This is a genomic window from Streptomyces sp. ISL-43 (assembly GCF_018614195.1).
In the GTDB taxonomy this organism is placed as follows: domain Bacteria; phylum Actinomycetota; class Actinomycetes; order Streptomycetales; family Streptomycetaceae; genus Streptomyces.
The window spans coordinates 168274-194147 of record NZ_JAGGOT010000002.1 but is presented as its reverse complement, the minus strand read 5'-3'; the positions used below and the strand labels follow the sequence as shown (position 1 = coordinate 194147).

General features: G+C 74.2%; 22 protein-coding genes. 15 read left to right on the top strand and 7 right to left on the bottom strand.

The window, feature by feature from the left end; all coding sequences use genetic code 11:
- Positions 1-107 precede the first annotated feature (107 nt).
- Entirely contained in the window at positions 108-515 is a 408-nt protein-coding gene (locus J7F03_RS01530) for a cobalamin B12-binding domain-containing protein (protein WP_214946781.1), read from the top strand.
- Between the two features lie 112 nt (positions 516-627).
- On the opposite strand, the gene J7F03_RS01525 is transcribed toward J7F03_RS01530, so the two are convergent.
- The gene (locus J7F03_RS01525; protein ID WP_251071235.1) at positions 628-2226 is read right to left on the bottom strand and encodes a DUF5691 domain-containing protein; all 1599 of its coding nucleotides are present in this window, start codon (positions 2224-2226) and stop codon (positions 628-630) included.
- A gap of 205 nt (positions 2227-2431) precedes the next feature.
- Positions 2432-3841: an SWIM zinc finger family protein gene (locus J7F03_RS01520; RefSeq protein ID WP_214946780.1), complete on the bottom strand. Its 1410-nt coding sequence runs from the start codon at positions 3839-3841 to the stop codon at positions 2432-2434.
- Between the two features lie 134 nt (positions 3842-3975).
- Between J7F03_RS01520 and J7F03_RS01515 the strand changes: the two genes are divergently transcribed.
- The 5 genes from J7F03_RS01515 (at position 3976) to sucD (ending at position 11091) form a co-directional block, all read left to right on the top strand.
- A complete protein-coding gene (locus J7F03_RS01515) occupies positions 3976-5082 on the top strand; it encodes an AAA family ATPase (RefSeq protein ID WP_214946779.1) in 1107 nt (368 codons plus the stop codon).
- Complete coding sequence (locus tag J7F03_RS01510) at positions 5079-7424, top strand: DUF5682 family protein (protein ID WP_214946778.1); 2346 nt, start codon at positions 5079-5081, stop codon at positions 7422-7424. The genes J7F03_RS01515 and J7F03_RS01510 overlap by 4 nt, the downstream gene beginning before the upstream one ends.
- 81 nt (positions 7425-7505) lie before the next feature.
- On the top strand, positions 7506-8681 hold the full coding sequence (locus J7F03_RS01505; protein ID WP_214946777.1) for a VWA domain-containing protein: 1176 nt from the start codon (positions 7506-7508) through the stop codon (positions 8679-8681).
- Between the two features lie 319 nt (positions 8682-9000).
- Entirely contained in the window at positions 9001-10179 is a 1179-nt protein-coding gene (gene sucC / locus J7F03_RS01500) for an ADP-forming succinate--CoA ligase subunit beta (RefSeq protein WP_214946776.1), read from the top strand.
- 21 nt (positions 10180-10200) lie between these two features.
- Complete coding sequence (gene sucD / locus J7F03_RS01495; protein WP_214946775.1) at positions 10201-11091, top strand: succinate--CoA ligase subunit alpha; 891 nt, start codon at positions 10201-10203, stop codon at positions 11089-11091.
- A gap of 93 nt (positions 11092-11184) precedes the next feature.
- Here sucD and J7F03_RS42580 read toward each other — a convergent pair whose 3' ends face one another.
- Positions 11185-13275, bottom strand: coding sequence for a helix-turn-helix domain-containing protein (locus tag J7F03_RS42580; RefSeq protein WP_374104250.1), 2091 nt, complete (start codon positions 13273-13275; stop codon positions 11185-11187).
- Positions 13276-13496: 221 nt separating this feature from the next.
- On the opposite strand from J7F03_RS42580, the gene J7F03_RS01485 reads away from it, so the two are divergent.
- Positions 13497-15182 carry a DUF6350 family protein gene (locus J7F03_RS01485; protein ID WP_214946774.1) on the top strand — a complete coding sequence of 562 codons (1686 nt, stop codon included), beginning with the start codon at positions 13497-13499 and terminating at the stop codon, positions 15180-15182.
- A 76-nt stretch (positions 15183-15258) separates the two neighbouring features.
- Here J7F03_RS01485 and J7F03_RS01480 read toward each other — a convergent pair whose 3' ends face one another.
- Positions 15259-15858, bottom strand: a complete 600-nt coding sequence (locus J7F03_RS01480) for a hypothetical protein (protein WP_214946773.1) — start codon at positions 15856-15858, stop codon at positions 15259-15261.
- Positions 15859-16117: 259 nt separating this feature from the next.
- Here J7F03_RS01480 and purN point away from each other — a divergent pair, with 259 nt between their 5' ends.
- Together purN and purH are read left to right on the top strand one after the other, a co-directional pair.
- Positions 16118-16741 carry a phosphoribosylglycinamide formyltransferase gene (gene purN / locus J7F03_RS01475; RefSeq protein WP_214946772.1) on the top strand — a complete coding sequence of 208 codons (624 nt, stop codon included), beginning with the start codon at positions 16118-16120 and terminating at the stop codon, positions 16739-16741.
- A 32-nt stretch (positions 16742-16773) separates the two neighbouring features.
- A complete protein-coding gene (gene purH, locus J7F03_RS01470; protein WP_214946771.1) occupies positions 16774-18357 on the top strand; it encodes a bifunctional phosphoribosylaminoimidazolecarboxamide formyltransferase/IMP cyclohydrolase in 1584 nt (527 codons plus the stop codon).
- 139 nt (positions 18358-18496) lie between these two features.
- Here the strand turns inward: purH and J7F03_RS01465 are convergent, their stop codons facing one another.
- On the bottom strand, positions 18497-19132 hold the full coding sequence (locus J7F03_RS01465; protein ID WP_214946770.1) for a hypothetical protein: 636 nt from the start codon (positions 19130-19132) through the stop codon (positions 18497-18499).
- A 249-nt stretch (positions 19133-19381) separates the two neighbouring features.
- Here J7F03_RS01465 and J7F03_RS01460 point away from each other — a divergent pair, with 249 nt between their 5' ends.
- The 5 genes from J7F03_RS01460 (at position 19382) to J7F03_RS01440 (ending at position 24327) form a co-directional block, all read left to right on the top strand.
- Complete coding sequence (locus J7F03_RS01460; protein WP_214946769.1) at positions 19382-20245, top strand: bifunctional methylenetetrahydrofolate dehydrogenase/methenyltetrahydrofolate cyclohydrolase; 864 nt, start codon at positions 19382-19384, stop codon at positions 20243-20245.
- Positions 20235-20750 carry a DUF3017 domain-containing protein gene (locus J7F03_RS42225; protein ID WP_214946768.1) on the top strand — a complete coding sequence of 172 codons (516 nt, stop codon included), beginning with the start codon at positions 20235-20237 and terminating at the stop codon, positions 20748-20750. Before J7F03_RS01460 ends, J7F03_RS42225 begins: the two co-directional genes overlap by 11 nt.
- 298 nt (positions 20751-21048) lie before the next feature.
- Complete coding sequence (locus J7F03_RS01450; protein WP_214946767.1) at positions 21049-22038, top strand: malate dehydrogenase; 990 nt, start codon at positions 21049-21051, stop codon at positions 22036-22038.
- Between the two features lie 170 nt (positions 22039-22208).
- Complete coding sequence (locus tag J7F03_RS01445; RefSeq protein ID WP_251071234.1) at positions 22209-23945, top strand: hypothetical protein; 1737 nt, start codon at positions 22209-22211, stop codon at positions 23943-23945.
- The gene (locus J7F03_RS01440) at positions 23935-24327 is read left to right on the top strand and encodes a hypothetical protein (protein WP_214946766.1); all 393 of its coding nucleotides are present in this window, start codon (positions 23935-23937) and stop codon (positions 24325-24327) included. The genes J7F03_RS01445 and J7F03_RS01440 overlap by 11 nt, the downstream gene beginning before the upstream one ends.
- 122 nt (positions 24328-24449) lie before the next feature.
- On the opposite strand, the gene J7F03_RS01435 is transcribed toward J7F03_RS01440, so the two are convergent.
- Entirely contained in the window at positions 24450-24902 is a 453-nt protein-coding gene (locus tag J7F03_RS01435) for a hypothetical protein (protein WP_214946765.1), read from the bottom strand.
- Here J7F03_RS01435 and J7F03_RS01430 point away from each other — a divergent pair.
- Positions 24889-25308 (top strand): hypothetical protein, encoded by a 420-nt coding sequence (locus J7F03_RS01430; RefSeq protein WP_214946764.1) that lies wholly within the window; start codon positions 24889-24891, stop codon positions 25306-25308. The two genes, J7F03_RS01435 and J7F03_RS01430, sit on opposite strands and share 14 nt — an antisense overlap.
- 59 nt (positions 25309-25367) lie before the next feature.
- On the opposite strand, the gene J7F03_RS01425 is transcribed toward J7F03_RS01430, so the two are convergent.
- Positions 25368-25865, bottom strand: coding sequence for a carboxymuconolactone decarboxylase family protein (locus tag J7F03_RS01425; protein WP_214946763.1), 498 nt, complete (start codon positions 25863-25865; stop codon positions 25368-25370).
- Between the last annotated feature and the right edge of the window lie 9 nt (positions 25866-25874).

Genomic DNA, 25874 nt, shown 5'->3' with positions numbered 1-25874 from the left:
GAGTGGCGGCGCGTCATCCCACGTGTGATTTCCCCCTCGGCATTGGCCACGAAACGGGGGCGTGCGCGATGCTGTACTTAACGTTCGTTCACTCGGGAGGCAGTGCGATGGGTGTGACCGGTCCGATCCGTGTGGTGGTGGCCAAGCCTGGTCTCGACGGCCACGACCGGGGTGCCAAGGTGATCGCGCGTGCCTTGCGGGACGCCGGCATGGAGGTCATCTACACGGGCCTCCACCAGACCCCCGAACAGATCGTCGACACCGCGATCCAGGAGGACGCCGACGCGATCGGCCTGTCGATCCTCTCCGGCGCGCACAACACGCTGTTCGCGCGCGTGCTGGAACTCCTCGCGGAGCGTGACGCGGAGGACATCAAGGTGTTCGGCGGCGGCATCATCCCCGAGGCGGACATCGCTCCGCTCAAGGCGAAGGGCGTGGCCGAGATCTTCACCCCGGGCGCGACGACGACGGCAATCGTGGACTGGGTCCGCGGCCACGTCCGCCAGCCGCTGTAGTCCACCTCCGCGGCGCCTCACACGCCGGCGGGCCTGGAAGATCCAGCCCCGCCGGCACATCCAGCCCCGCCGGCAGTTCCAGCCCCGCCGGCAGTTCCAACCCCGCCGGGGGCTACGGCCCGGGCGGGGCCAGTTCCGCGTGCATCGCCGCGCGGAGCCGAAGCGTGGCCACCATCCGCTGGAAGGCCTCCGCCCAGTACGCCGCCGCACCCCCCGCCTCGACCGGCTCGGCCGCCAGCGCGTCCAGCCGCTCCGCCTCCGCGGGATCGAGGCAGCGCTCCGCCAAGCCCATCACGCCGCTGAAGCTCCACGGATAACCGCCCGCCTCCCGCGCGCAGTCGAGCGCCTCGACCACCGCCCGCCCCAGCGCCCCCGCCCACGGCACCACGCACACCCCGAGCAGCTGGAACGCCTCCGACAGCCCGTGGGCCCGTACGAACTCCGCGACCCAGGCCGCCCGCTCCTCCTCGCCCAGGATCGACAGGAGCTTCGCCCGCTCCGCCAGCGACGCCGTCGCCGGGCCCGCCGCGGGCGGCTCGGAAGCCGAGCCGAGCAGGGCCTGCGACCAGGCGGGATCCCGCTGGCGCACCGCCGCCCGGCACCACGCCGCGTGCAGTTCCTCCGCCCAGTCCTCCGCCATCGGCAGCGCCACGATCTGCGCCGGGACGAGCCCCCCGAACCGCTCCCGCCAGCACGACAGCGGCGCGGACTCCACCAACTGCGCCAGCCACCAGGCTCGTTCCCCGCGCCCGGCGGGCGGCCGCTCGACCACGCCGTCGCGCAGCATCCCCGCGTCGAACTCGGCCGGCGGTGTCACCCCCTCCGGGCCCACACAGGCCAGCGCCCGCTCCGCCATCCGCCCGGCCAGTGCCGAGGTCGGCAGCGAGGACAGCAGCTCGGCGGCGGTCGCCCGGACATTGCGGCTGCGGTCGTCCAGCGCCGCCTCCAGGAACGGCTCGTCGCCCGCCGACAGCCCCGCCCGCAGCGAGTCGAGGAACATCAGCCGGTCCTCGTCCCGCTCGGTGGCCCAGGTCGTCGCCAGCAGACGCGGCGCGGCCGCTGCCTCATGGGCGCGGACGAGGCCGAGCACGGCCACCCGCTCCGCGAACAGCCCCTCCTGCCACAGCCGTTCCACCCCTGCCGCGTCCGCCGCGTCGGGCAGTTCGCCGGCGGCCCCGGAACCGCCGCGCAGCGCGAACCGCCAGTCCGGATTCAGCCGGGCCAGCCACAGTCCGCGCGCCCCCGCCAGGGCCAGCGCCTGCTGTCGCAGGTCGCTGCGGGCCCGCGCGGCGTCCAGCAGCGCGGGGACCAGCGAGGCCGGAGCCCGGTAGCCGTGGTGCCCGGCGGCCGCCAGCCACTGGGGCAGCAGCTCCGTCAGGTCCGGGGCCGCTCCGCGCCGCCGCCCGCCGCTGCCCGCGCCGGTCCGGCCGGCCAGCAGCTGCGCGAGCCTTCGCCGGGCCGGCTCCGGCGGGGCCGGGCGCGGATCGCGCGGCGCGGGCTCGGGCCGGGGCCCCGCTTCGGCGGGCCGCAGCCCGGCCCGGCGCCGCACCGTCTGCACGGCGGCTGCCCCGAGCAGCTCCTCGGGGCTGCCCTGGCGCCGGTCGGTGCCCAGCAGCGCGGCTCCGACCAGTTCCTCCCAGTCCCCAAGGGCCTCATCCGCCCGGGCCTGATCCGCCTTCCGAGCCTGATCCGATCTCGTCACCGTGTCCATCGGGTCCCCTCCCTCTTCGTGTTCGTGCTCCGGTCCCGCCCCCTCCGCGGGACCGGAGCAGCTCGCTTCCCCCGTGACCCCTGCCGCCGCGTGACCGCGGCCGCTCTCAACTGGCGTGGTTGTCGTCCACAAAAGCCCCCCGGCCTCGTAGTTCACGCACGCCGGCGCCCCCGCGCCGTCGCTTACTCCCCCCGGCCCCACCCGCTCAGGCCAGCGGCACCGGCTCCGGAGAATCCGGCTGCCAGGCCGTCAGCGGGGTGAATCCGCGGTGTCCGCACTCGCCGAACACCGTCACCGGCCCGCCCCCCGACAGCGCGGCCAGCTGCCACAGTCCCGCCCGGGTCCGGCTCCCGGCCCCGGTCAAGGGCACGGGCAGGGCGGACGTCCCCTCCACGTCCGCCAGTTGCCAGGCCGTTTCCCCCGCTTGTCCTCCCGCTTGTCCTCCCGTTTGTCCTCCCGTTTGTCCCCCCGGTATCGGCACCACCGGACCGAGCACCACCGGCCAGGACTCCAGCCAGGGGTCCTCGCGCAGCGCCGTGCCGTACGCCTCGAGTGCCGCGCCCGTGCTCACGCCCGTCGGCGCGACCCCGCACGGCTCGGCCGCCGCGAACCGCTCCCCGAGGTCGGCTCGCAGTCCCGCCGAGCCGGGCCGGAAGCGGGCTTCCGCGTCCAGTACCAGCCCGACGGGCAGTGCCAGTGCGGGCGGCCGCCCGGGCGGGCCGAAGTCGAGGACCAGGGCCGTCCGACCGCTCGCCAGCCCGCGCAGCCATATCCGGCGGGTGGTGAGACGGCCGTCGGGAGACGCCGTGTCGTACTGGGCCAGCACGAGCCAGCGGTCCCGTACGGCCTCGCCCTCCGCCCCCGCCGGCAGCCCCACCCTGCTGCGGACCGTCGCGGCCAGCGGCTCCGGCAGTCCGGACACGCCAAGCCAGGCCCGGTCCAGCAGGTGCAGCAGCGCGGCCTCCTCCAGCATCCGGGCGGGCCAGCCGGCGCCGCAACTGGGTATCGTCCCCAACTCCCTGACCCGCCCGGCCAGTCCGGGCGCCTGCGCGTCGACCATCCGGGCGGCCGTCTCCTCCCAGGCGGCGTAACCCGCCTGCTCCTGACCGGCCAGGCCCCCGCGCACCAGATCCGCGAGCCGCTGCTCCAACTCGGTGACGCCCGCGCCGATCCGGACCGCCCGGCGCTCCGCACGCTTGCGGGCGGCCTCCGCGTCGGCGGGTTTCTGGGTGGTGTTGCCGGCAGCGGGCCGGGCGGCCTTCGCCGCCCGCTCCGCCAGCCACTCGCCCGCCCAGTCCGGGGCCCCGGCCGGATCGCCGGCCGGCTCCCCGAGCCCCTCCGTCGCCCAGAGCAGCAGCAGCCCCAGCGCGTGCTTGCACGGGAACTTCCGGCTCGGGCAGGAGCACTTGTACGCCGGCCCGGACAGGTCGACGACCGTCCGGTACGGCTTGCTGCCGCTGCCCTTGCACAACCCCCACACCGCACCGGAAGCGGAACCTCCGGTCTGAGACCACGGCCCCGCCCCGCCGAGTCTGGCCCCCGCCTTGCGCGACGCATCGTCAGGAGCCAGAGCCAGTACCTGTTCCGCTGTCCAGCGGACCCCCTGCTCAGTCATGTGTTCCACCGTACGGACCCCCACTGACAATCGCCCTGACCTGCAACAACACATCTTTCGGGGCCCGTTGTCAGTGGTCGGGTGCATCGTGGTTCCAGCAGTCGGAAGCGGCTGCGGAGCATTGGAGGGGGACCATGGACACGACCGGGACCGAGACCACCGCAGAGGCGCTGCGACCGCACGCCGAAGACGCCTTCGCGCACGAACTGAAAGCCCTGGCCGCGGCCGACGACCGGCCCCGCCCGGCCCGCTGGAAGCTCTCCCCGTGGGCCGTGGCGACGTACCTGCAGGGCGGCACGCTCGCCGACGGAACCGTCATCACGCCCAAGTACGTGGGACCGCGCCGCATCGTCGAGGTCGCCGTCACCACCCTCGCCACCGACCGCGCCCTGCTGCTCCTCGGAGTCCCCGGCACCGCCAAGACCTGGGTGTCCGAGCACCTCGCCGCCGCCGTCAGCGGGGACTCCACCCTCCTCGTCCAGGGCACCGCCGGCACCCCCGAGGAAGCCATCCGGTACGGCTGGAACTACGCCCGGCTCCTCGCCCACGGCCCCAGCCGCGAAGCCCTCGTACCGAGCCCCGTCATGCGGGCCATGGCCGAGGGCATGACCGCCCGCGTCGAGGAGCTCACCCGCATCCCCGCCGACGTCCAGGACACCCTCATCACCGTCCTGTCCGAGAAGACGCTCCCGATACCGGAGCTCGGCCAAGAGGTGCAGGCCGTGCGCGGCTTCAACCTCATCGCCACGGCCAACGACCGCGACCGCGGGGTGAACGAGCTCTCCAGCGCGCTGCGCCGCCGCTTCAACACCGTCGTCCTCCCGCTGCCTGCCACCGCCGACGCCGAGGTCGACATCGTCGCCCGCCGCGTCGACGAGATGGGCCGAGCCCTCGACCTGCCCGCCGCGCCCGAGGGCCTCGAGGAGATCCGCCGCGTCGTCACCGTGTTCCGCGAGCTGCGGGGCGGTGTCACCGACGACGGGCGTACGAAGGTCAAGTCGCCCAGCGGCACCCTGTCCACCGCCGAGGCCATATCGGTCGTCACGGGCGGCCTCGCCCTGGCCGCCCACTTCGGGGACGGCGTGCTGCGCCCCTCCGACGTGGCCGCCGGGATCCTCGGGGCCGTCGTGCGGGACCCGGCCGCCGACAAGGTCGTCTGGCAGGAGTACCTGGAGGCAGTGGTCCGGGAGCGCGACGGCTGGAAGGACTTCTACCGCGCCTGCCGGGAGGTGACCGTATGAGCGCGCACGCCGGGAAGAGCCCCCAGGCGGCGAAGGGCCCGCCGCGGTCCGGGGAGCGGGGGCCGCTGCTGCTGGGCGTACGGCACCACGGGCCGGGATCGGCCCGCGCGGTGCGGGCCGCCCTCGACGCGGCGCAGCCGGCGGCGGTGCTGATCGAGGGGCCGCCCGAAGGCGACGCCCTGCTGCCGCTGGCCGCCGACCCCGGGATGCGGCCGCCCGTCGCACTGCTCGCGCACGCCGCCGACGACCCCGGCCGGGCCGCCTTCTGGCCGCTGGCCGGTTTCTCCCCGGAGTGGGCCGCCATCCGGTGGGCGCAGGCGCGGGACGTGCCGGTCCGCTTCATCGACCTCCCCGCCGCGCACTCGCTGGCCGCGCCGGCGGGCGGGGAAGGACGCGGGGAGGGCGACGGGGAGGGAGATCGCGAGGCGTCCGAGTCCGTCCGGCTGGACCCGCTCGCCGTGCTCGCCGAGACCGCCGGGTACGACGACGCCGAGCGCTGGTGGGAGGACGTCGTCGAACACCGGGGCACCGGCGGCCCGGACGCCGACCCGCTGGGCGTGTTCGAGGCGCTCGGAGATGCCATGGGCGCCCTGCGCGAGGAGTACGGAGCCGGCGGCCACCACCGGGACCTCGTGCGCGAGGCGTACATGCGGCAGCGGATGCGGGCCGCGCGCCGCGAGTTCGGCGACGGGTACGCCGTCGTCTGCGGGGCCTGGCACGTCCCGGCCCTGCGGGCCAGGACCACCGCGGCCGCGGACAAGGCACTGCTCACCGGACTACCCAAGGTCAAGGTGGAGACCACCTGGGTCCCCTGGACCCACCGGCGCCTCGCCCGCGCCGGCGGGTACGGGGCCGGGATCACCTCGCCCGGCTGGTACGCGCACCTCTTCGCCGCCCGGGACCGGCCCGTCGAGCGGTGGCTGACCAAGGTCGCGGGCCTGCTGCGCGAGGAGGACCGGCACGTCTCCCCGGCACACGTCATCGAAGCGGTCCGGCTCGCCGACACCCTGGCCGCGATGCGGGGCCGGCCGGTGGCAGGGCTGACGGAGACCCTGGAAGCGGTCCAGGCGGTGATGTGCGAAGGCTCCGACATACCGCTCGGGCTGATCGAGGACCGGCTCGTCGTCGGAGACGTCCTCGGCGAAGTCCCGGACGCGACGCCCGTCGTACCGCTCCAGCGCGACCTGACCCGGCAGCAGCGCTCGCTGCGCCTCAAGGCCGAGGCGCAGGACCGGGAGCTGGAGCTCGACCTGCGCAAGGACACCGACGCGGCCAAGTCCCTGCTGCTGCACCGGCTGCGGCTGCTCGGCATCGGCTGGGGCGTGCCGGCGGCCTCGCGGGGGAGCACGGGCACCTTCCGAGAGACCTGGCGCCTGCGCTGGGAGCCGGAGCTCGCGGTACGGGTGGCCGAAGCCGGCATCTGGGGGACCACTGTCCTCGGCGCGGCCACCGCCAGGGCCGAGGCCGACGCGGCGGCCGCCGGTGAACTGGGCGAGATCACCGCCCTGGCCGAGAGGTGCCTGCTCGCCGGGCTCTCCGATGCACTGCCGGCCGTCCTGCGGGCCCTCGCCGACCGGGCCGCCCTGGACACGGACGTGGCGGGCCTGGCGAAGGCACTGCCCGCGCTGGCCCGCTCGCTGCGCTACGGGGACGTGCGCGGCACCGACGCGGCGGCGCTGGGGACGGTCGCGGCCGGGCTCGCGGAGCGGATATGCGTGGCACTGCCGCCCGCCTGCGCGGCCGGGCTGGACGCCGACGCGGCGGCGGAGCTGCGGGGGCACGTGGACGGCGTACACGGAGCGATCGGGCTCCTGGAATCCGAGTCGGGCGGCCTGCGGGAGCGCTGGTCGGCGGTGCTGCGGACGCTGGCCGGGCGGGACACCGTCCCCGGGCTGATACGCGGCCGGGCCGCGCGGCTGCTGCTCGACGACGGGCGGCTGCCGCCCGAGGAGACGGCCCGGCTGATGGGCCTGTCGCTGTCCCCGGCGTCAGCGCCGGCCGACGCGGCGGGCTGGATCGAGGGCTTCGCGGGCGGCGGCTCCGGCGGCACGCTGCTGGTCCACGACGAGCGGCTGTTGGGGCTGATCGACAGCTGGCTGGTGTCGGTGCCGGAGCGGGCGTTCGTGGACGTACTGCCGTTGCTGCGGCGGACGTTCGGGGCGTACGAGGCGGGCGTGAAGCGGACTCTGGGTGAGCTGGCCCGGCGGGGGCCTTCCGCCGGGCGGGCCGCGGTGGCGGGTCCGGGGTCGGCGCCGGCGGGCTTCGGCCCGGACCTGGATCCGGTCCGGGCGGATGCGGTGGTGGACCTGGTCCGCCTTCTCCTGGCGGGAGCGCCGGCGTGACCGGGCCCCACGCCGGGGCAGGGCCCGGGGCCGGGGTGGCTGGGTGGCCGATGGCTGGTACGAGAGCAGGGGGACGGGCAGATGGATGGTGTGGGGAGCGTGGCGGTGGCGGGTTCGGGCGGGGACGAGCGGGTGCGGCGGTGGCGGATGGTGCTGGGTGGGGGAGAGGCGGACGGGACCGGGTGTGAGCTGAGCGGGGCGGACGCCGGGATGGATGCCGCGCTCGGGGCGCTGTACGGGGGCGCCGGCGGCGGGGGGCGCAAGCGGGCCGGGGAGAGGTCGGCCGGCCTCGGCGGCTCCGCGCCGAACGTGGCGCGCTGGCTCGGGGACATCCGGACGTACTTCCCCACCTCCGTGGTGCAGGTCATGCAGCGGGACGCGATCCAGCGGCTGGGGCTGTCCGCGCTGCTGCTGGAGCCCGAGATGCTGGAGGCGGTCGAGCCCGACGTACACCTCGTCGGAACCCTGCTCTCCCTCAACAAGGCGATGCCCGAGACGACCCGGGAGACGGCCCGTGCCGTGGTCCGCAAGGTGGTCGAGCAGTTGGAGAAGCGGCTCGCGGCCCGCACCCGGGCCACCCTCACCGGCGCCCTCGACCGGTCCGCCCGGATCAGCCGGCCCCGGCACGCCGACATCGACTGGGACCGGACCATCCGGGCGAATCTGAAGAACTACCTCCCCGAGTACCGCACGGTCGTCCCCGAGCGGCTGGTCGGCTACGGCCGGGCCGCGCGCGCGGTGAAGAAGGAGGTGATCCTCTGTATCGACCAGTCGGGCTCGATGGCGGCCTCCGTCGTCTACGCCTCCGTCTTCGGGGCGGTGCTGGCTTCGATGCGTTCGATCGCGACCCGCCTGGTCGTCTTCGACACGGCCGTCGTGGATCTCACCGACCAGCTCGACGATCCCGTCGACGTGCTCTTCGGCACCCAGCTCGGCGGCGGCACGGACATCAACCGCGCGCTCGCCTACTGCCAGTCGAAGATCACCCGTCCCGCCGACACCGTCGTGGTCCTCATCAGTGATCTCTATGAGGGCGGGATACGCGACGAGATGCTGAAGCGGGTCGCGGCCATGAAGGGCGCGGGGGTGGAGTTCGTGACCCTGCTCGCGCTGTCCGACGAGGGAGCCCCCGCTTACGACCGCGAACACGCCGCCGCCCTCGCCGCGCTCGGCGCCCCGGCCTTCGCCTGCACCCCCGACCTGTTCCCGGAGGTCATGGCGGCGGCGCTGGAGAAGCGGCCCCTGCCCGTTCCGTGACCGGCCCGGCGGGCCCGGTCCGCCCCTCCCGGGGCGGCCGCGCGGGGCCCCGTAGGAGCGCCTGCCCATCGGCGGATCACACGAAGATGCAGTTCAACCGTGAGGCGATCTGTGACAGGTATCACCGCTCAGGTGTGATCTGCGATTTAGGGACCCACGTCCCACGGGGATAACCTGCGGGACGGACATGCCGCGTCCACGGTCACCGTGTGCGCCTTCCTTGTGACAGCGCCGTCACGTTGCCCTCCGCGGCACGCCCACGCAGATAGCAGACAACCGCGAATCACTGCGAATCTTTGAAGACAAGGGACGGACGCGCGTGGACCTGTTCGAGTACCAGGCGAGGGACCTCTTCGCCAAGCACGGTGTACCGGTGCTGGCCGGTGAAGTCATCGACACGCCTGAGGCAGCCCGCGAGGCCACCGAGCGCATGGGTGGCAAGTCGGTCGTCAAGGCGCAGGTGAAGGTCGGCGGCCGCGGCAAGGCCGGCGGCGTCAAGCTCGCCGCCACCCCGGAAGAGGCCGTCGCTCGTGCGACGGACATCCTCGGGATGGACATCAAGGGCCACACGGTCCACAAGGTGATGATCGCGGAGACCGCTCCGGAGATCCTGGAGGAGTACTACGTCTCCTACCTCCTCGACCGCACCAACCGCACCTTCCTGGCCATGGCCTCGGTCGCGGGCGGCATGGACATCGAGCAGGTCGCCGAGGAGACCCCGGAGAAGCTCGCCAAGGTCCCGGTGAACGCCAACGAGGGCGTGACCATCGAGAAGGCCCGCGAGATCGTCGCCCTGGCGCAGTTCCCGGCCGAGGTCGCCGAGAAGGTCGCCGAGGTCCTCGTGACCCTGTGGGCGACCTTCATCGCCGAGGACGCGCTCCTCGTCGAGGTCAACCCGCTCGCGAAGGTCGCCTCCGGCGACGTCATCGCGCTCGACGGCAAGGTCTCGCTCGACGAGAACGCCGAGTTCCGCCAGCCGGGCCACGAGGAGTTCGTGGACCACGCTGCCGCGAACCCGCTCGAGGCCGCCGCCAAGGCGAAGAACCTCAACTACGTGAAGCTCGACGGCGAGGTCGGCATCATCGGCAACGGCGCGGGTCTCGTCATGAGCACCCTCGACGTCGTCGCGTACGCCGGCGAGAACCACGGCGGCGTCAAGCCCGCCAACTTCCTGGACATCGGCGGTGGCGCCTCCGCCGCCGTCATGGCCAACGGTCTCGAGATCATCCTGGGCGACCCGGACGTCAAGTCCGTGTTCGTCAACGTCTTCGGTGGCATCACCGCGTGTGACGAGGTCGCCAACGGCATCGTCCAGGCGCTGCAGCTGCTCGAGGACAAGGGCGAGGCGGTCACCAAGCCGCTGGTCGTCCGCCTCGACGGCAACAACGCCGAGCTGGGTCGCAAGATCCTCTCGGACGCCAACCACCCGCTGGTGCAGCGCGTGGACACCATGGACGGCGCGGCCGACAAGGCCGCCGAGCTCGCGGCTGCGAAGTAAGGGCAGAGGTCACAGACTCACATGGCTATCTTCCTCAACAAGGACAGCAAGGTCATCGTCCAGGGCATGACCGGTGCCACGGGCATGAAGCACACCAAGCTGATGCTGGCTGACGGCACCGACATCGTCGGCGGCGTGAACCCGCGCAAGGCCGGCACCACCGTCGACTTCGACGGCACCGAGATCCCGGTCTTCGGCTCCGTCGCCGAGGCGATGGAGAAGACGGGCGCCAACGTCTCTGTCCTCTTCGTCCCGCCGGCCTTCGCCAAGGCCGCCGTCGTCGAGGCCATCGACGCCGAGATCCCGCTGGCCGTCGTCATCACCGAGGGCATCGCGGTGCACGACTCCGCCGCCTTCTGGTCGTACGCCACCAGCAAGGGCAACAAGACGCGGATCATCGGCCCGAACTGCCCGGGTCTGATCACCCCCGGCCAGTCCAACGCCGGCATCATCCCGGGCGACATCACCAAGCCCGGCCGCATCGGTCTCGTGTCCAAGTCGGGCACGCTGACCTACCAGATGATGTACGAGCTCCGTGACATCGGCTTCTCCTCGGCCGTCGGCATCGGTGGCGACCCGGTCATCGGCACCACGCACATCGACGCCCTCGAGGCGTTCGAGGCGGACCCCGACACCGACCTGATCGTCATGATCGGCGAGATCGGCGGCGACGCCGAGGAGCGTGCGGCGGACTACATCGCCAAGCACGTCACCAAGCCGGTCGTCGGTTACGTCGCGGGCTTCACCGCCCCCGAGGGCAAGACCATGGGCCACGCCGGCGCCATCGTCTCCGGTTCCTCGGGCACCGCGCAGGCCAAGAAGGAAGCCCTCGAGGCCGCGGGCGTGAAGGTCGGCAAGACGCCGACCGAGACGGCGAAGCTGGCGCGCGAGATCCTCAGCGCCGCGCAGTAGCCGTCCCGTACGCCACCGCGTACGCGAGAACGGGCGTGGCCCGCACCCTGTGAAGGGGTGCGGGCCACGCCCGTTCTCATTGCGTGCCCGTCCTCATTCAGCCTTGGGCGAGACCCGGGCGGGTCCGGCCGCCGGGTCGGAGGCGAGCCTGTCGTGCAGCTGCCGGCCCTCGTCGCTGAGCTGCTGCGGGCCGCTGTGCGGGGGTACGCCCGACACGTTCGCGCCGGGTGCGCGCGGGGGCTCGTACTCGGTCGGCGCGGTCACCGCCGTATAGGCCGCGGTGGCGGCGATGACCGCCGTCAGCCCGAGGGTCGCCCGCGTCCACAGCCGGGTCCGGCGCTCGCCCGCCGCCCGTACGGCGGCTGCCGCGCGCGGCTCCAGCCGGACGGCGGGCCGCAGGGCGCCGAGCCGCTCGCGCAGCAGCGCGGACTGCTTTCCCGGCGCCACGTCGGCCAGTTCGGGGATCCGGTCGGCGAGGTCGGCGTGCGCGTTGACGAGCCGGCCGCCGGCGGTCGGCGTCGAGGCCTCGGTCTCGGCGGCGGTGTCGGGGAGGTCCAAGCCGACGCCGTCGTAGAGGAGCACCGTGCGGCGGTGGGCCGTCGGCAGCGCGAGCATCGCGTCCAGGAGGATGCGGTCGGCGGGGTCGGCCGGGGGCTTGTCGGGATGCTTGTGGGCACGCCTGAACTGGTGCCAGGGGGAGAGTGCGTACTCGTACGTCGCCGTGCGCACCCAGCCCACCGGGTCCGGGTCGGTGGCGACCTCGGGCCAGCGCCGCCAGGCCTGGTGGAAGGCGCGCTCGACGGCCTCCTGCGCGAGGGCGCGGCGGCCGGTCAGGAGGTAGGCCTGGCGGGCGAGGGCCGCGGCGGTGCGGGCGTAGAGGGCGTCGAACGCCTCGGCGGCGATGTCCTGCGGGGCGGTTCGGGGATCAGTGCCCGTGCCCGTGCCCTGCGGGGCGGTACGGGGATCAGCGCCCGGAGCCGCGTCGCCCGGGCCGGCTTCGCCCGGCCCGGATCCCGGCCCCGACTCCCACTCCCTGCCCGGCCCTTCGGCCTCGGCAGTGGCCGGGCCCGTACCCGTGCCGGTGTCCGTATCGGCATCGGGGCCCGCAGCTGTGCCGGTGTCCGCGCCCGTGCCGGGGCCCGTGCTCTCGCCCGCGCCCCCGCCCGCGCCCGTGCCGGGGCCCGCGCCCCCGCCCGCGCCCGTGCCGGGGCCCGTGCTCTCGCCCGCGCCCTCGCCCGCGCCCCCGCCCGCGCCCGTGCCGGGGCCCGCGCCCGCGCCCGCGCCCGTGCCGGGGCCCGCGCCCGTGCTCAGGGGCATCGGGGCGCCGGGGCGGAGGGTGGCGAGGCCGGCGGAGGTGCTGCCGGCGGCGGCTTTGACGGTGGCCTTGGCCTCGTGCCGGGGGACGCCGACGGGGGGCTTCGCGGCGCGCTTGACCGCGGCCTTGGGCCGGGTCTGCGCGCCGCCGGGCCGCGCGAGGCCGCGCGTGCGCAGCCCGAACCGGCCCTCGTTCGCACCGGCGGCCCCGGCCGACTCCGCGTCAGCGTCCGTGTCGGCGTCCGTGTCGGCGTCCGCCGTAAGGTCCGTGGCGCCCTCGGCAGGTCCGGACCGCAGGTCCACGGCTGACGCCGCGTCCGCGACCTGCCAGGGCGGGCTGGTCGTCGCGTCGTCCGGTTCCCCCACCGGCGGCTCCGTGGCGGCGTCGGCCGAACGGTCCAATCCGGGGTGCGTGTTTGCGGCTGACGCCGCGTCGGTCGTGTCACCGGGTTCCCCCGGCCGGTCCCGTCCGGGGTGGGTGTCCGCGGCTGACGCGGTGTCTGTGGCGGGCCCGTCCGGGCCGGTTGCCGCCTCGGGGGAGCGGTCCCGGCCCGGCTCGGTGTTCGCTTCCCAGGCGGCGTCCGCGGCCGGTCCGGCCGCGCCGGCCGGGGTCTCCGTACGGTCCCGGCCCGGCTCGGCGGGGGCCGTGTCCTGGTCCGGGCCGGTGGTGGAGAGGCGGGTCAGGAACTTCGCGTAGGCCTCGCGCTTGCGGCCCCGGGGGTCGGTGCGGCCCGTTTCCCAGGAGCGCACGGTGGTCGGGGTGACGCCCACCGCCGCGGCGACCTCCTCGTGCGTCAGATCGGCTGCTTCGCGCAGGCGTCGGCGTTCCTTCGGGGTGGGGAGGCCCAGCTCCGTGACGCTTTGTGTCATGCCACACTCCCCGCGACCCGGACGCCCTGAGCGAAAAAGTACATAAGCGTATATTGAGCGACACCACGGTCATTCGCCTGTTACCCGCCCATAGCGCGTGTCGTTGGCACCATGGCGGGGTGACCCAAGTGACCGAACGCGGGACCCCGTTGCCTACGGCCCCAAGGGCCCCCGCGCGGCGCCGATCGCCGGCGGCCGCCGCCTGCGTCGTGGGCGGAGCCGTGGCCGCAGTACTGGGGCTCGGCTTCCTCGCCGTGCTCGTCATCGTGCTGTGGATCAGCTCCCCCTACCCCGACAGCGGCCCCGGCGGCGCCCTGCACCTCGCCGCGGGCCTCTGGCTGCTCGCCCACGGGACCGAGATGGTCCGCTACGAGACCCTCTCCGGTGTGCCGGCCCCCGTCGGCGTGATCCCGCTGCTGCTCATCGCACTGCCCGCGCTGCTCATCCGGCGAGCCGCCCGGCTCGGCAGCGCCGCCGACGAGGGTCCGCGCGGGGCGGAGCCGCTGCCGGCCGGTGTCGTGTTCTCCGCCGTCCTCTGCGGCTACCTCGGTGTCGGCGCCCTGGCCACCGTGTACGCCGCCGCCGGGCCGATGCCCGCCGATCCGCTCAGCGCGGCCTGGCACCTTCCCCTGGTCGCCGCCCTCGCCGCGGCCGGCGGGGTCTGGGAAGCCCGGGGGCGGCCGCTCGGGCAGCTGCCCGGCCGGCTCACCCGCCCACGCTACGAACTCGCGCTGCGCGCCGGCGCCGCCGGGGTACTGGTCCTCCTCTGCGGTGGCGCCCTGGTGGTCGGCGCCTCGCTGGCCTGGCACGCAACGGAGGTGCAGGGGTCCTTCGGGGCGCTGACCGGGGGCTGGTCGGGCCGCTTCGCGGTGCTGCTGCTCGCCCTCACGCTGGTCCCCAACGCGGTCGTCTGGGGCGCCGCCTACGCCCTCGGTCCCGGCTTCGCCCTCGGCGCCGGGGCCACCGCGACCCCGCTCGGCTTCGGCGGCTCGCCCGCGCTGCCGCGCTTCCCGCTGCTCGCTGCGCTGCCACCGGACGGCCCCGGTACGCCGCTGACCTGGGCCGTCGCCGGAGTGCCGGTGGTGGCCGGGCTGGCGGTGGGCTGGTTCGCGGTACGCCGGGCGCGCGAAGTCTCCTACGGGGAGACCGCGCTCACCGCGGCCCTGGGCGCGGTGGTGTGCGCGCTGGCCACGGCCGGGCTCGCCGCTGCTTCGGCGGGGCCGCTCGGCTCGAAGGAGCTGGCCGCGTTCGGCCCCGTGTGGTGGCAGGCGGGCGGGGCCGCCCTGGCCTGGACCCTGGTGCTCGCGGTCCCGCTGGCGGTGACCGTGCACGGGTGGCGGAACCGGCCCGCGCGGGACCTGGCCCGGGCGTCGGACGCCCGGGGCGAGGACGGCTGGCACGACAGCGGCGTACGGGAGGTCCGCTGGGCGGCCCTGCGCCGGGCGGCGGGGACCCTGGTCCCGGACTTCTCCTCCGCGCCGGCCGAGACGCCGGCGCAGGTCCCGCCGGTGGTTCCGCGGGATTCCCTCTGGCCCATGACGGCGCCGCCGGGTGCGGCGACGGGGGTGGCGGCGCCCGTGGCCGCGCGGCCGAAGCGGCCCGTGCTGGTCATGCCCGGCCTCAAGCTGGACCTGACCCCGATCCCGATCCCCGCGCTGCAGGCGGAGCCGTCACAGCCACCGCCGGCGGTGGCCGCCGGACAGCTCGTGCCGCCCGTGGCCGGCGCCCGCGTGCTGGCCCGCCGCAAGCCCGGGACGCAGCCCGGACGGGCCGCCCCGCAGTCGGCCCGGGCCGAGCCGGGCGGGCGGGCCGAGCCGGGCGGGCGGGCCGAGCCGGGCGGGCGGGCCGAGCCGGAGACAGCGCATGCCGAGCGGGTACGGCCCGTGCGGCCCGGGCCGGCCGAGTAGCGGCCGGCCGGACCGCGGGTCGGCGTTCCAGGCACTGTCGTCGAAGTGGCGCCTGGCCCCACTTCGACGACAGTGCCTAGCGCTGGACCTGGAGCATCTTGCCGATGAAGTTGTCCGGCAGCAGGTCGTTGCACTGCAGCTCCGCCGACTTCGTCAGGGCGTCCTGACGGCAGACGTAGAAGTCCTTGTACGTGATCTGCACCGCGTACGAGGACGCCGCCAGCAGCAGCGCCAGCGTCGCCGTGACCAGCCCGCTCACCGCCGCCGTCCGCTGGGGCCGGGCCGCGGCCCCCAGGGCCGCCAGTCCGCCCTTGGCGGCGGCCGGGTCCGAGTCCTTCCGCGCGGCGTCGGCCGCGGCCGGCTTCGCCGGCGTCCCGCGCAGGGCGCTGATCCCCCAGTACAGGGCGAGCGCGCCCAGCAGCAGTCCCACCGACGGGATGCCGAAGACGCCGAAGAAGAAGCCCCACATGCCGGCCAGCAGCGCGTACCGGGCCCGCCGCTGGATCGGGTCCGTCGGGTCCCAGCGAGCCGGACCGGACCCGGGGCCCTCCGGCCCCTGACCGGAGCCGCCGTCGCCGCCGGAGCGCGGCTCCCAGAGCTGGTCGGGCCGGCCCTCCGGGGGCGCCGCGAAGGGGTTGTCGTCGGTGGAGGGGTCGGGCTGGCGGCGATCCGGCATCGGGTGTGTTTCATCCCCTGTGTCGTGGACGTCACTGGGACGTCGGAGGCCTGTTTGAGGCATGTATGCCAGACGCTACCGCCCGCCCGCGCCCCCGTCCCTCGGGGGCCGTCCGGTGTGCCGGTATCGTTGCAGGCGGTCGGTGGCTTCGTATGGTCCCCCGTATATCGGCGACCCGAAGTTTCATACGATCACACAAGACGAACGACGCGTCCCCAGCTCACGCCGGGAGGCGCCCCCGCGCGAGAAAGGGCCTCCCATGGCCGCCTCCCGCCTGGTCGTGCTGGTCTCCGGATCCGGCACCAACCTCCAGGCCCTGCTCGACGCCATCGACGCCCATCCCGGCGGAGCCGAGGGCTTCGGCGCCGAAGTCGTCGCCGTGGGGGCCGACCGCGAGAACATCGCCGGCCTGGAGCGCGCCGAGAAGGCCGGGATCCCCACCTTCGTGTGCCCGGTCAAGGCCTACCCGAGCCGCGAGCAGTGGGACGCCGCCCTGACCGAGGCCACTGACGCCCACGCGCCTGACCTCGTGATCTCGGCGGGGTTCATGAAGATCGTGGGGCCGGAGTTCATCGGCCGCTTCGGCGGCCGGTTCGTCAACACCCACCCCGCCCTCCTCCCGGCCTTCCCCGGCGCCCACGGCGTACGGGACGCCCTCGCCTACGGCGCGAAGGTCACCGGCTGCACGGTCCACTTCGTGGACGCCGGCGTGGACACCGGTCCGATCATCGCCCAGGGTGTGGTCGAGGTCAGGGACGAAGAGGACGAAGCCGCTCTGCACGAGCGGATCAAGGAAGTCGAGCGCGAGCTGCTCGTCGACGTCGTGGGGCGCCTGGCCCGTAACGGCTACCGCATCGAGGGACGAAAGGTAACAATCCAGTGACCGCCGCAGAGGCCGCAGGGACCGCAGAGACCGTGACCGTAGAGAGCGACGACCTCACCGCGTCGAAGCGCCCGATCCGGCGCGCGCTCGTCAGCGTCTACGACAAGACGGGACTGGAAGAGCTGGCGCGCGGCCTGCACGAGGCCGGTGTCGCGCTCGTCTCGACCGGGTCCACCGCCGCGAAGATCGCCGCGGCCGGGGTGCCCGTCACCAAGGTCGAGGAGCTGACCGGCTTCCCCGAGTGCCTGGACGGCCGCGTCAAGACCCTGCACCCGCGCGTGCACGCCGGCATCCTCGCCGACCTGCGCCTGGAGGACCACCGCAACCAGCTCGCCGAGCTGGGCGTCGAGCCCTTCGACCTGGTGATCGTCAACCTCTACCCCTTCCTCGCGACCGTCCAGTCGGGCGCGACCCCGGACGAGTGCGTGGAGCAGATCGACATCGGCGGCCCCTCGATGGTCCGCGCCGCCGCCAAGAACCACCCCTCGGTGGCGGTCGTCACCAGCCCGGCGCGCTACGCCGCCGTGCTCGCCGCCGTCCAGGACGGCGGTTTCGACCTCACCGCCCGCAAGCGGCTCGCCGCCGAGGCCTTCCAGCACACCGCCGCCTACGACGTCGCCGTGGCCTCCTGGTTCACGAACGCGTACGCCCCGGAGCCGGAAGCCGTGCTGCCCGAGTTCCTGGCCGGCGCCTGGGAGCGCAAGTCGACCCTCCGCTACGGCGAGAACCCCCACCAGGCCGCCGCCCTTTACACGGACGGCCGGCCGGGCGGGCTCGCCAACGCCGAGCAGCTGCACGGCAAGGAGATGTCCTTCAACAACTACGTGGACACCGAGGCCGCCCGCCGCGCCGCCTACGACCACGAAGAGCCCTGCGTCGCGATCATCAAGCACGCCAACCCGTGCGGCATCGCCGTCGACAAGAAGGACGTCGCCGCGGCCCACCGCAAGGCGCACGCCTGCGACCCGCTGTCCGCCTTCGGCGGTGTCATCGCCGTCAACCGCCCCGTGACCGTCGAGCTCGCCGAGCAGGTCGCGGAGATCTTCACCGAGGTCATCGCCGCCCCCGACTACGAGCCGGGCGCCGTCGAGGTCCTGGCCAAGAAGAAGAACATCCGCGTCCTGAAGGTGGCCGGCACCCCGCACCAGCCGGGCGACCTCAAGCCCGTCTCCGGCGGCGTGCTGCTCCAGCAGTCCGACCTCCTGCAGGCCGAGGGCGACGACCCGGCCAACTGGACGCTGGCCACCGGTGAGGCCCTCTCCGCCGACGAGCTCGCCGAGCTCGCCTTCGCTTGGAAGGCCTGCCGCGCGGTCAAGTCCAACGCGATCCTGCTCGCCAAGGACGGCGCCTCGGTCGGCGTCGGCATGGGCCAGGTCAACCGCGTGGACTCGGCGAAGCTGGCCGTCGAGCGGGCGGGCGCCGAGCGCGCGCAGGGCTCGTACGCCGCTTCCGACGCCTTCTTCCCCTTCCCGGACGGGCTGGAGATCCTCACGGCCGCGGGCATCAAGGCCGTGGCCCAGCCGGGCGGTTCCGTCCGCGACGAGCAGGTCGTCGAGGCCGCGAAGGCGGCGGGCGTGACGATGTACTTCACCGGGACCCGCCACTTCTTCCACTGAGCCCCACCAGCACCCCGGTACCGGCAGACGGCGAAGGCCGCGCCCCGCGACAGTGCGGGACGCGGCCTTCGCCGTACGTATGGCGCGTACGGGTCCCCGTACGCCTGCCGGACCTGCGGCGAGATCCGGAAGCGGCGGCCTAGTACAGCGGGCGCTTGAAGTAGACGCCCGCGGCCGAGTTGGCCAGGCCGATGAGGATCCAGAGGCCCAGACCCAGCGAGACCAGCGCGATGAGCATCGAGAACACGGCGGCGCCTGCCGCGTGCGGGTCGGACAGCGCGACGGCGTTGCCGATCAGGCTCAGCACGGCGAAGAGGGTCTGGAGCGAGCCGAAGATGATCCCGGAGACCCGGACGCCGCCGCGGCCCTTGCCCAGCTTGACGGCGGTCAGGATCGGCCACAGGGACAGGACGATGAAGGCGATGCCGACGCCGACGATCACACCGCCCGCGAGGGCCCCCGCGTCGCTCGTCGAGGAGCTGGAGGAGCCGGAGAGCGCCGTGGCGAACATCGCGCCGCCGACGAGGGCGAGCACGCCGACCAGGGCCTGGAGCCCGCCGAGGATGATGAGGATGACGCGGGCGCCCTTGACGCCGCCGGGCATCGGTACGTGGGCGCCCGGGTAGCCGGGGCCGGCCGGGTAGGCCTGGGGGGTCTGCGGGTAGGCGTAGCCACCCTGTGGCGGTATGCCCTGGGGCGCCTGCTGCGGGTAGCCGTAACCGGGCTGGCCCTGCGGCTGCTGCCCGTACGGGTTGTTCGGGTCGCCGAAGCTCATCTGGGGTGTTCCTCCGTGGAAGTGCGGGGACGCACGGCACGCTCGGAGGAATCGCTGCAAGTAGTGCGGCCCGCCCCCCGGCACTGCCCGCGGCACATCTTCCGGCCATCGTCGTCCGGTCGGGGCGGACTTGTCCAGCCGCCGCGTGTCGGGCCGGGCACTCGTTGTGCAAGTGCAACCAAGGAATCGGACCGGCCGCGCGGCGGATGCGACTGGATCCGTGACCGCTCCATCCGGGAGGATGGGCCCATGACCGCCCAGATTCTCGACGGCAAGGCCACCGCAGCCGCGATCAAGTCCGAACTGACCGCCCGTGTGGCGGCGCTCAAGGCCCAGGGCATCACCCCGGGCCTCGGCACCCTGCTGGTCGGCGACGACCCGGGCAGCCGCTGGTACGTCAACGGCAAGCACAAGGACTGCGCCGAGGTGGGCATCGCCTCCATCCAGCGCGAACTGCCCGCGACGGCCTCCCAGGAGGACATCGAGGAGGTCGTGCGCGAGCTGAACGCCAACCCGGAGTGCACCGGCTACATCGTGCAACTCCCACTCCCCAAGGGCATCGACACCAACCGGGTCCTGGAGCTGATGGACCCGGTGAAGGACGCCGACGGCCTGCACCCCATGTCACTCGGCAGGCTGGTCCTGAACGAGCCGGGCCCGCTGCCCTGCACCCCGTACGGGATCGTCGAGCTGCTGCGCCACCACGGCGTGGAGATCAACGGCGCGCACGTCGTCGTCCTCGGCCGGGGCATCACCGTCGGCCGGTCCATCGGCCTGCTCCTGACCCGCAAGTCGGAGAACGCGACCGTGACCCTGTGCCACACCGGTACGCGCGACCTCTCCGGGCTGCTGCGCCGGGCGGACATCGTCGTCGCGGCGGCCGGTGTGCCGCACTTGGTCAAGCCGCAGGACGTGAAGCCGGGCGCGGCCGTGCTCGACGTCGGCGTCAGCCGCGACGAGAACGGCAAGATCGTCGGGGACGTGCACCCCGGTGTGGCCGAGGTGGCCGGCTGGATCTCCCCGAACCCGGGCGGCGTCGGCCCCATGACCCGGGCGCAGTTGCTCGTCAACGTCGTCGAGGCGGCCGAGCGGATCGCCCCCAGTGCGGGCTGAGCGCGAGGACTCCGCCGCCCCGGCGAGTCCTGAGGGCTCCAAGGGCTCCAAGGGCTCCAAGGGCTCTACGGGGCCTGCGGCGCCCTCCGAGCCCGACGGCGCGGCCGCGGCCGCCGGGGGCCGGTCCCGCCGCTTCCCCTCCATCACCCGGGACACCGCCCGCCCCGAGGGCGGCGGCCGCACCGCGCCCGGCGACGCGCCCGCTCCGGCCCGGCAGTGGCCGATGCTGGCCGTCCTCGCGGCGACGGCGGCCGGCCTGCTCGCCACCGCCACGGGGCACCCGCGCGCCGGCTGCCTGATGATCGGCATCGCCCTGGTCGCGGCGTCGGTACTGCGCCGCGCACTGCCCTCCGTGGGCATGCTCGCGGTGCGCTCCCGCTTCACGGACATGGTCACGTACGGCCTGCTGGGCGTGGCCATCACGCTGCTCGCGCTGGTCATGGAGCCCAGGCCGATGCTGGACATCCCGTTCCTGGAGAGCGCGGTCCGCTTCACGGTCCGCTGAGCGGGCGGGGCTCGGCGGCGTGGCTCGCGGGCGCGACCCGCGCGCGCGTCACGTGCGTGGAGGACCGCCGGACGGGGGAGTTCTTCCGGGCGCGGCGCCCGCGCGGGCGCCGGTGGGGCGGCCCGAGCGCCCGTCCGTGTGCCGTGCACCACACAGGCCGGGGGATTGGGGTGCTCCAAGGTCGGATAGCCTGACGGCGGATGTCTCTTCACGTCAAGATTTACTGGGCCGGGGAGCGGCGTCCTCCCAGCACATGGGGCAGGGACGCCCCACCGCCAGCTGTCTAACGGAGAAGGCCATGACCCGCACTCCCGTGAATGTCACCGTCACCGGCGCCGCCGGCCAGATCGGCTACGCGCTGCTCTTCCGCATCGCCTCCGGTCACCTGCTCGGCGCGGACGTGCCGGTCAAGCTCCGTCTTCTGGAGATCCCTCAGGGCATGAAGGCCGCCGAGGGCACCGCCATGGAGCTCGACGACTGCGCCTTCCCGCTGCTCGCCGGCATCGACATCTTCGACGACCCGAACAAGGGCTTCGAGGGTGCCAACGTCGCGCTGCTGGTCGGCGCTCGTCCGCGTACCAAGGGCATGGAGCGCGGTGACCTGCTCTCCGCCAACGGCGGCATCTTCAAGCCGCAGGGCGCCGCGATCAACGCGAACGCCGCGGACGACATCAAGGTCCTGGTCGTGGGCAACCCGGCCAACACCAACGCGCTCATCGCGCAGGCCGCCGCCCCGGACGTACCGGCCGAGCGCTTCACCGCGATGACCCGCCTGGACCACAACCGCGCGATCTCCCAGCTCGCGCAGAAGACCGGCTCCGCCGTCTCCGACATCAAGCGCCTGACCATCTGGGGCAACCACTCGGCGACCCAGTACCCGGACATCTTCCACGCGGAGATCGCCGGCAAGAACGCCGCCGAGGTCGTCAACGACGAGCTGTGGCTGGCCGACACCTTCATCCCGACCGTCGCCAAGCGCGGCGCGGCGATCATCGAGGCCCGCGGCGCGTCCTCGGCCGCCTCGGCCGCCAACGCCGCCATCGACCACGTCCACACGTGGGTCACCGGCACCGCGGCGGGCGACTGGACCTCGATGGGCATCCCGTCGGACGGCTCCTACGGCGTCCCGGAGGGCATCATCTCCTCCTTCCCCGTCACCACCAAGGACGGCCGCTACGAGATCGTCCAGGGCCTGGACATCAACGAGTTCTCCCGTGCGCGCATCGACGCGTCCGTGGCGGAGCTCGTCGAGGAGCGCGACGCGGTGCGCGAGCTCGGCCTGATCTGAGCGGCTCCGTACGGCCGCTCGTAGCTCCGGGCCGGTAACTCCGGGCTCATGGAGCCCGCAGGGCCCGTACGAACCAGTACGAACACCGAAGCGCCCCGGCCAAACCAGGCCGGGGCGCTTTGGCGTGATTCACGCTGTCGCTCCGTGGAGGGGAACCCTAAGGTCGGTCGGTGACCGAGATCCCGATTCCCCATCAGCCCGCCGACGGCGGCTGGGGTGATCCCAGCGCGGGTCGCTCCCCGGTGCATCCCTCCCTCAGCGAGGCCGGCCGGTTCCTGTGCGCGGGTACGTACCTGGACGCCGGCTACCGCGACCGGGTCATCGACGAGCTGTACGTCCACGAGGAGCGGATCGTCGCCCCCTCCTACGGCTACGACGCCTCCCGGGTGCTCGCCCACGCGCTCCGCGCCCGCCGCGCCGAACTCGGCTGGGCGGCCGGCGTCCTCGGCGCCTGGTTCGTCGGCTCCCTGCTCACCGGCGGCGCCCTCGCCGTGCTCGTCGTCCCCTTCCTGCTGCTGAGCCTGGCCGACTGGCTGCGCGCCCGGAACGTCCCGGCGCTGCGCGTGCTGTCCGTGGCCCTGCGGATCTACGTGTGGTGGCTGCTGGTCACCCTCCTGGCGGTGCTCGGCTTCGGCGGCTTCGCGCTGCTGGGCGTCCTGGACGGCATGGGCGGGTCAGCCGTCACGCCGTTCTCCCCGAGCGGTGCGGACCTCACCGGCGCCGTCGCCTTCTGGTGGCTGCCGGTCGTCTTCGCCGCGGTGGTGACCGTCGTGGGGCTCCAGCGCGGACACGTCTTCCGGACCATCGCCACCGACCTCGCCGAGGGCCGCTACGCCGACCACGCGGGCGATCCGGCCGAGTCCTTCGACGGCACCCGCTTCCAGCGCATCCGCCAGCGCATCCGGGCCGAGCAGCACGCCCCGATGATCATGTACGACGTCAACGACCCGTTCTGCGGGGCGGGTGATCCCTACCGGCCCTGGCAGCTGTCCGTCGAACTGCGCCCGCGCGAGGACCTCGGCCCCGACCGCAAGCCCACCCCGGTCACCAACGCCCACATCGTGCAGCGGATCGTGCCGCTGCTGGAGCGCCTGCGGGTGCCTTCGCCGCACGGCTCCCCGGAGGCCGCGGCCGCCGTCGGGGACCGGATGCGCGAACTGGTCGTCGACGAGTGCGTGTTCCTGCCCGCGAGCGGTCTGCCGCACCGGGACACCGCCCAGGTCGTCCACGGGCAGTACGCCGGGCAGCGGGCCGCCGCCATCGAGGAGGGCGGCGAGCGCCGCCGCCACTTCCTGCGCGTCCGCGTGGGCGGCTGGGACGAGAACCTCGTCGTCACCGTCTTCGTACGGGTCCACACGCAGGGCGGGATGATGATGCTGGAGGTGGCCCCGCACGTGCTGCTCCCCGTCCGCACCGCCTTCCACAACGCGGACGCCGACGCCCAGCGCTACCGGAACAACAGCGGCTTCGGCAAGGCCGTCTGGGCCCTGCGCAACACCCCCGGCTCCCTCGCGGCCTCCGTCGCCACCCTGGGCCGGGGCCTGGCGAGCTGGTGGCGGATCGCCACCGCCGGCCACGGCGGCGCCCGGCCCGAAGGCCCCTGGGTGTCGGTGCGCGACCTGGCCTCCCAGGACAACGGCTCGCTGTTCCACCTCATGGACCTCGACCGCTTCCTGAAGACCATCCAGGACCGGGTCGTCGGCGGCGTGACCGTCGCGCTGCACGAAGCCGGCTGGCACACCGAGGAGTTCGCGCAGCGCGCCGTCAACGTCGCCGAGGGCGGCGTCTTCATCCAGTCGGTGAACGGCAGCGCCTTCAGCGTCGGCGGCAGCAACAACACCAACACCAACACCAACACCAAGCGAGGCGGCAGCGCCCAGGGCGGAAGGAGCAGCGGTGGCAACTGACGACAGCGGTACGGGCGCGGGCGGGTCGCAGCAGTCCGTACGGATCGGCAGCATCAGCGACAGCGCCTTCAGCATCGGGGGCGACCACAACACCAACACCGTCCGGCGCGGGGACGCGGGAGCGGACGCCGTCGGTCCGCAGGTGCTGCTGGAAGCGGTACTGGAGCTGCGCGCGGCCCTCGTCCGGCTGCCGCGCGGGGACGACAGGACGGCGCTCGACACCGAACTGGACGGAGTCGCGGAGTCACTGGAGGGGGCCGAGGAGATCCGCCCCGGCCTTGTCGCCCGGCTGCGCGGGGCGCTGGAGCGGTGGGCCCCGCTGGTGGAATCGGTCGCCGCGGCCACCGCGCTGGCCGGCCTGCTCGCCTCGCTGGGAGGCTGAGCCGTGGCCGCGCAGCCGCAGGGCGCACCCCGCTGGGACGCGCAGACCCAGCGGTGGGTGTCGGACGGGCCGGACCCGGCAGCGGGCCAGGGCCAGGCGCCGGGCCAGGCCTCGGTACCGGGTCAGGGCCGCGGCCACGGCCAGGGTTCCGATCCGGCCTCCGCTCCGGGCGGGGTGCCCGCACCGCCGGCCGGTGCGCCCGGGTACGGGCCGGTGCCGCCCGCGCCGGGCCACGCCCCCCACCCGCACCCGCAGCCCGTACCGCCCGGGTACCCCGTACCGTCCGCGCCCCCGCGGTCGGGTGGGGCGGTCGGCCGGTGGCTGACGCCGAGCACGGCGGGCGTCGCCGTGGTCGCGCTCGCGATCGGTGCGGCGGCGGTGTGGTTCGTGGAGCGGGACGCGGGGGAACCCGCGCTCGCGAGGCCGACGGCTTCGAGCGCCCCGGCGAGCGGGGAGGGGTCGGACACGCCGTCGCCCACCGGTACCCGCCCGTCCTCGCCGAGCGGCAGTCCCAGCCCCAGCCCCAGCTCCAGCCCGAGCGGCAGCGTCCCGCACGAGACCGTGCGGGACTCCAAGGGCTTCACCGTGGCCGTCCCCGTCGGCTGGGTCCGGGAGGACGGCGCCACCGGGGTGTTCTACCGCTCGCCCGACCGCGCCGCCCTGGTCCAGATCTTCCAGGTGAGCGAGCCCGAGCTGAGCCCGCTGGGCGCCGTCCAGGGGGCCTCCACCTACCTGCGCGCCCAGACCACCGGCTACCAGGAGATCCGGGTCGGGCCGGTCCCGGGCGTCGCCGAGGCCGGGGAGCTCGTCTACGAGTACGACAGTGCGGAGTCGCACGGCCGGCGGCGCGGCGTCGAACGGGTCTTCGTCGCCCAGGACGGCAGGAAGTGGGCCGTCCTGACGGCCGGTCCGGCCGCCGAGTGGACGCTCACCCAAGCGCACCACGCGGCCGCGCTGGCCGCCTTCCGCCCGGGCGGCTGACACCGGCTCACGGACTGACGGACTGACGGACTGGCCGGCCGGCCGGCCGAGTGGGCTTGCTACTTGTACATGCCCGGGGTGTAGTGGCCGGGGCTGAGCCGCGTGGTGACGCCGATGCGGTTCCACACGTTGATCGCGGCGATCAGGGCGATCACCTGGGCCAGTTCCTTCTCCTCGAAGTGCTCCGCGGCCTTCGCGTAGACCTCGTCGGGAACGAAACCGTCGGTCAGGACGGTCACGGCCTCCGTCAGCTCGATCGCGGCGAGCTCCTTCTCCGTGTAGAAGTGCCGCGACTCCTCCCAGGCGCCGAGGAGCAGCAGCCGCTCCACGTCCTCGCCCGCGGCGAGGGCGTCCTTGGAGTGCATGTCGATGCAGAAGGCGCAGTGGTTGATCTGCGAGGCGCGGAGCTTGACGAGCTCGACCAGGGCCGGGTCCAGCCCCTTGGCCGCGGCCGCGTCCAGGGCCACGGCCGCCTTGTAGAAGTCCGGGGCGAGCTTCGCCAGCTGCATGCGGGGGGTGTGCTCGGGTGCGTTCTTCGTGTGGTCCGTGTTGTTCATGGACCAACC

Bases quoted from the DNA above. Each gene is read 5' to 3' on its own strand.
- J7F03_RS01530 (WP_214946781.1), top strand. From the start codon at position 108: ATGGGTGTGACCGGTCCGATCCGTGTGGTGGTGGCCAAGCCTGGTCTC.
- J7F03_RS01525 (WP_251071235.1), bottom strand. From the start codon at position 2,226: ATGGACACGGTGACGAGATCGGATCAGGCTCGGAAGGCGGATCAGGCC.
- J7F03_RS01520 (WP_214946780.1), bottom strand. From the start codon at position 3,841: ATGACTGAGCAGGGGGTCCGCTGGACAGCGGAACAGGTACTGGCTCTG.
- J7F03_RS01515 (WP_214946779.1), top strand. From the start codon at position 3,976: ATGGACACGACCGGGACCGAGACCACCGCAGAGGCGCTGCGACCGCAC.
- J7F03_RS01510 (WP_214946778.1), top strand. From the start codon at position 5,079: ATGAGCGCGCACGCCGGGAAGAGCCCCCAGGCGGCGAAGGGCCCGCCG.
- J7F03_RS01505 (WP_214946777.1), top strand. From the start codon at position 7,506: ATGGATGGTGTGGGGAGCGTGGCGGTGGCGGGTTCGGGCGGGGACGAG.
- sucD (WP_214946775.1), top strand. From the start codon at position 10,201: ATGGCTATCTTCCTCAACAAGGACAGCAAGGTCATCGTCCAGGGCATG.
- J7F03_RS42580 (WP_374104250.1), bottom strand. From the start codon at position 13,275: ATGACACAAAGCGTCACGGAGCTGGGCCTCCCCACCCCGAAGGAACGC.
- J7F03_RS01480 (WP_214946773.1), bottom strand. From the start codon at position 15,858: ATGCCGGATCGCCGCCAGCCCGACCCCTCCACCGACGACAACCCCTTC.
- purN (WP_214946772.1), top strand. From the start codon at position 16,118: ATGGCCGCCTCCCGCCTGGTCGTGCTGGTCTCCGGATCCGGCACCAAC.
- J7F03_RS01465 (WP_214946770.1), bottom strand. From the start codon at position 19,132: ATGAGCTTCGGCGACCCGAACAACCCGTACGGGCAGCAGCCGCAGGGC.
- J7F03_RS01460 (WP_214946769.1), top strand. From the start codon at position 19,382: ATGACCGCCCAGATTCTCGACGGCAAGGCCACCGCAGCCGCGATCAAG.
- J7F03_RS01450 (WP_214946767.1), top strand. From the start codon at position 21,049: ATGACCCGCACTCCCGTGAATGTCACCGTCACCGGCGCCGCCGGCCAG.
- J7F03_RS01425 (WP_214946763.1), bottom strand. From the start codon at position 25,865: ATGAACAACACGGACCACACGAAGAACGCACCCGAGCACACCCCCCGC.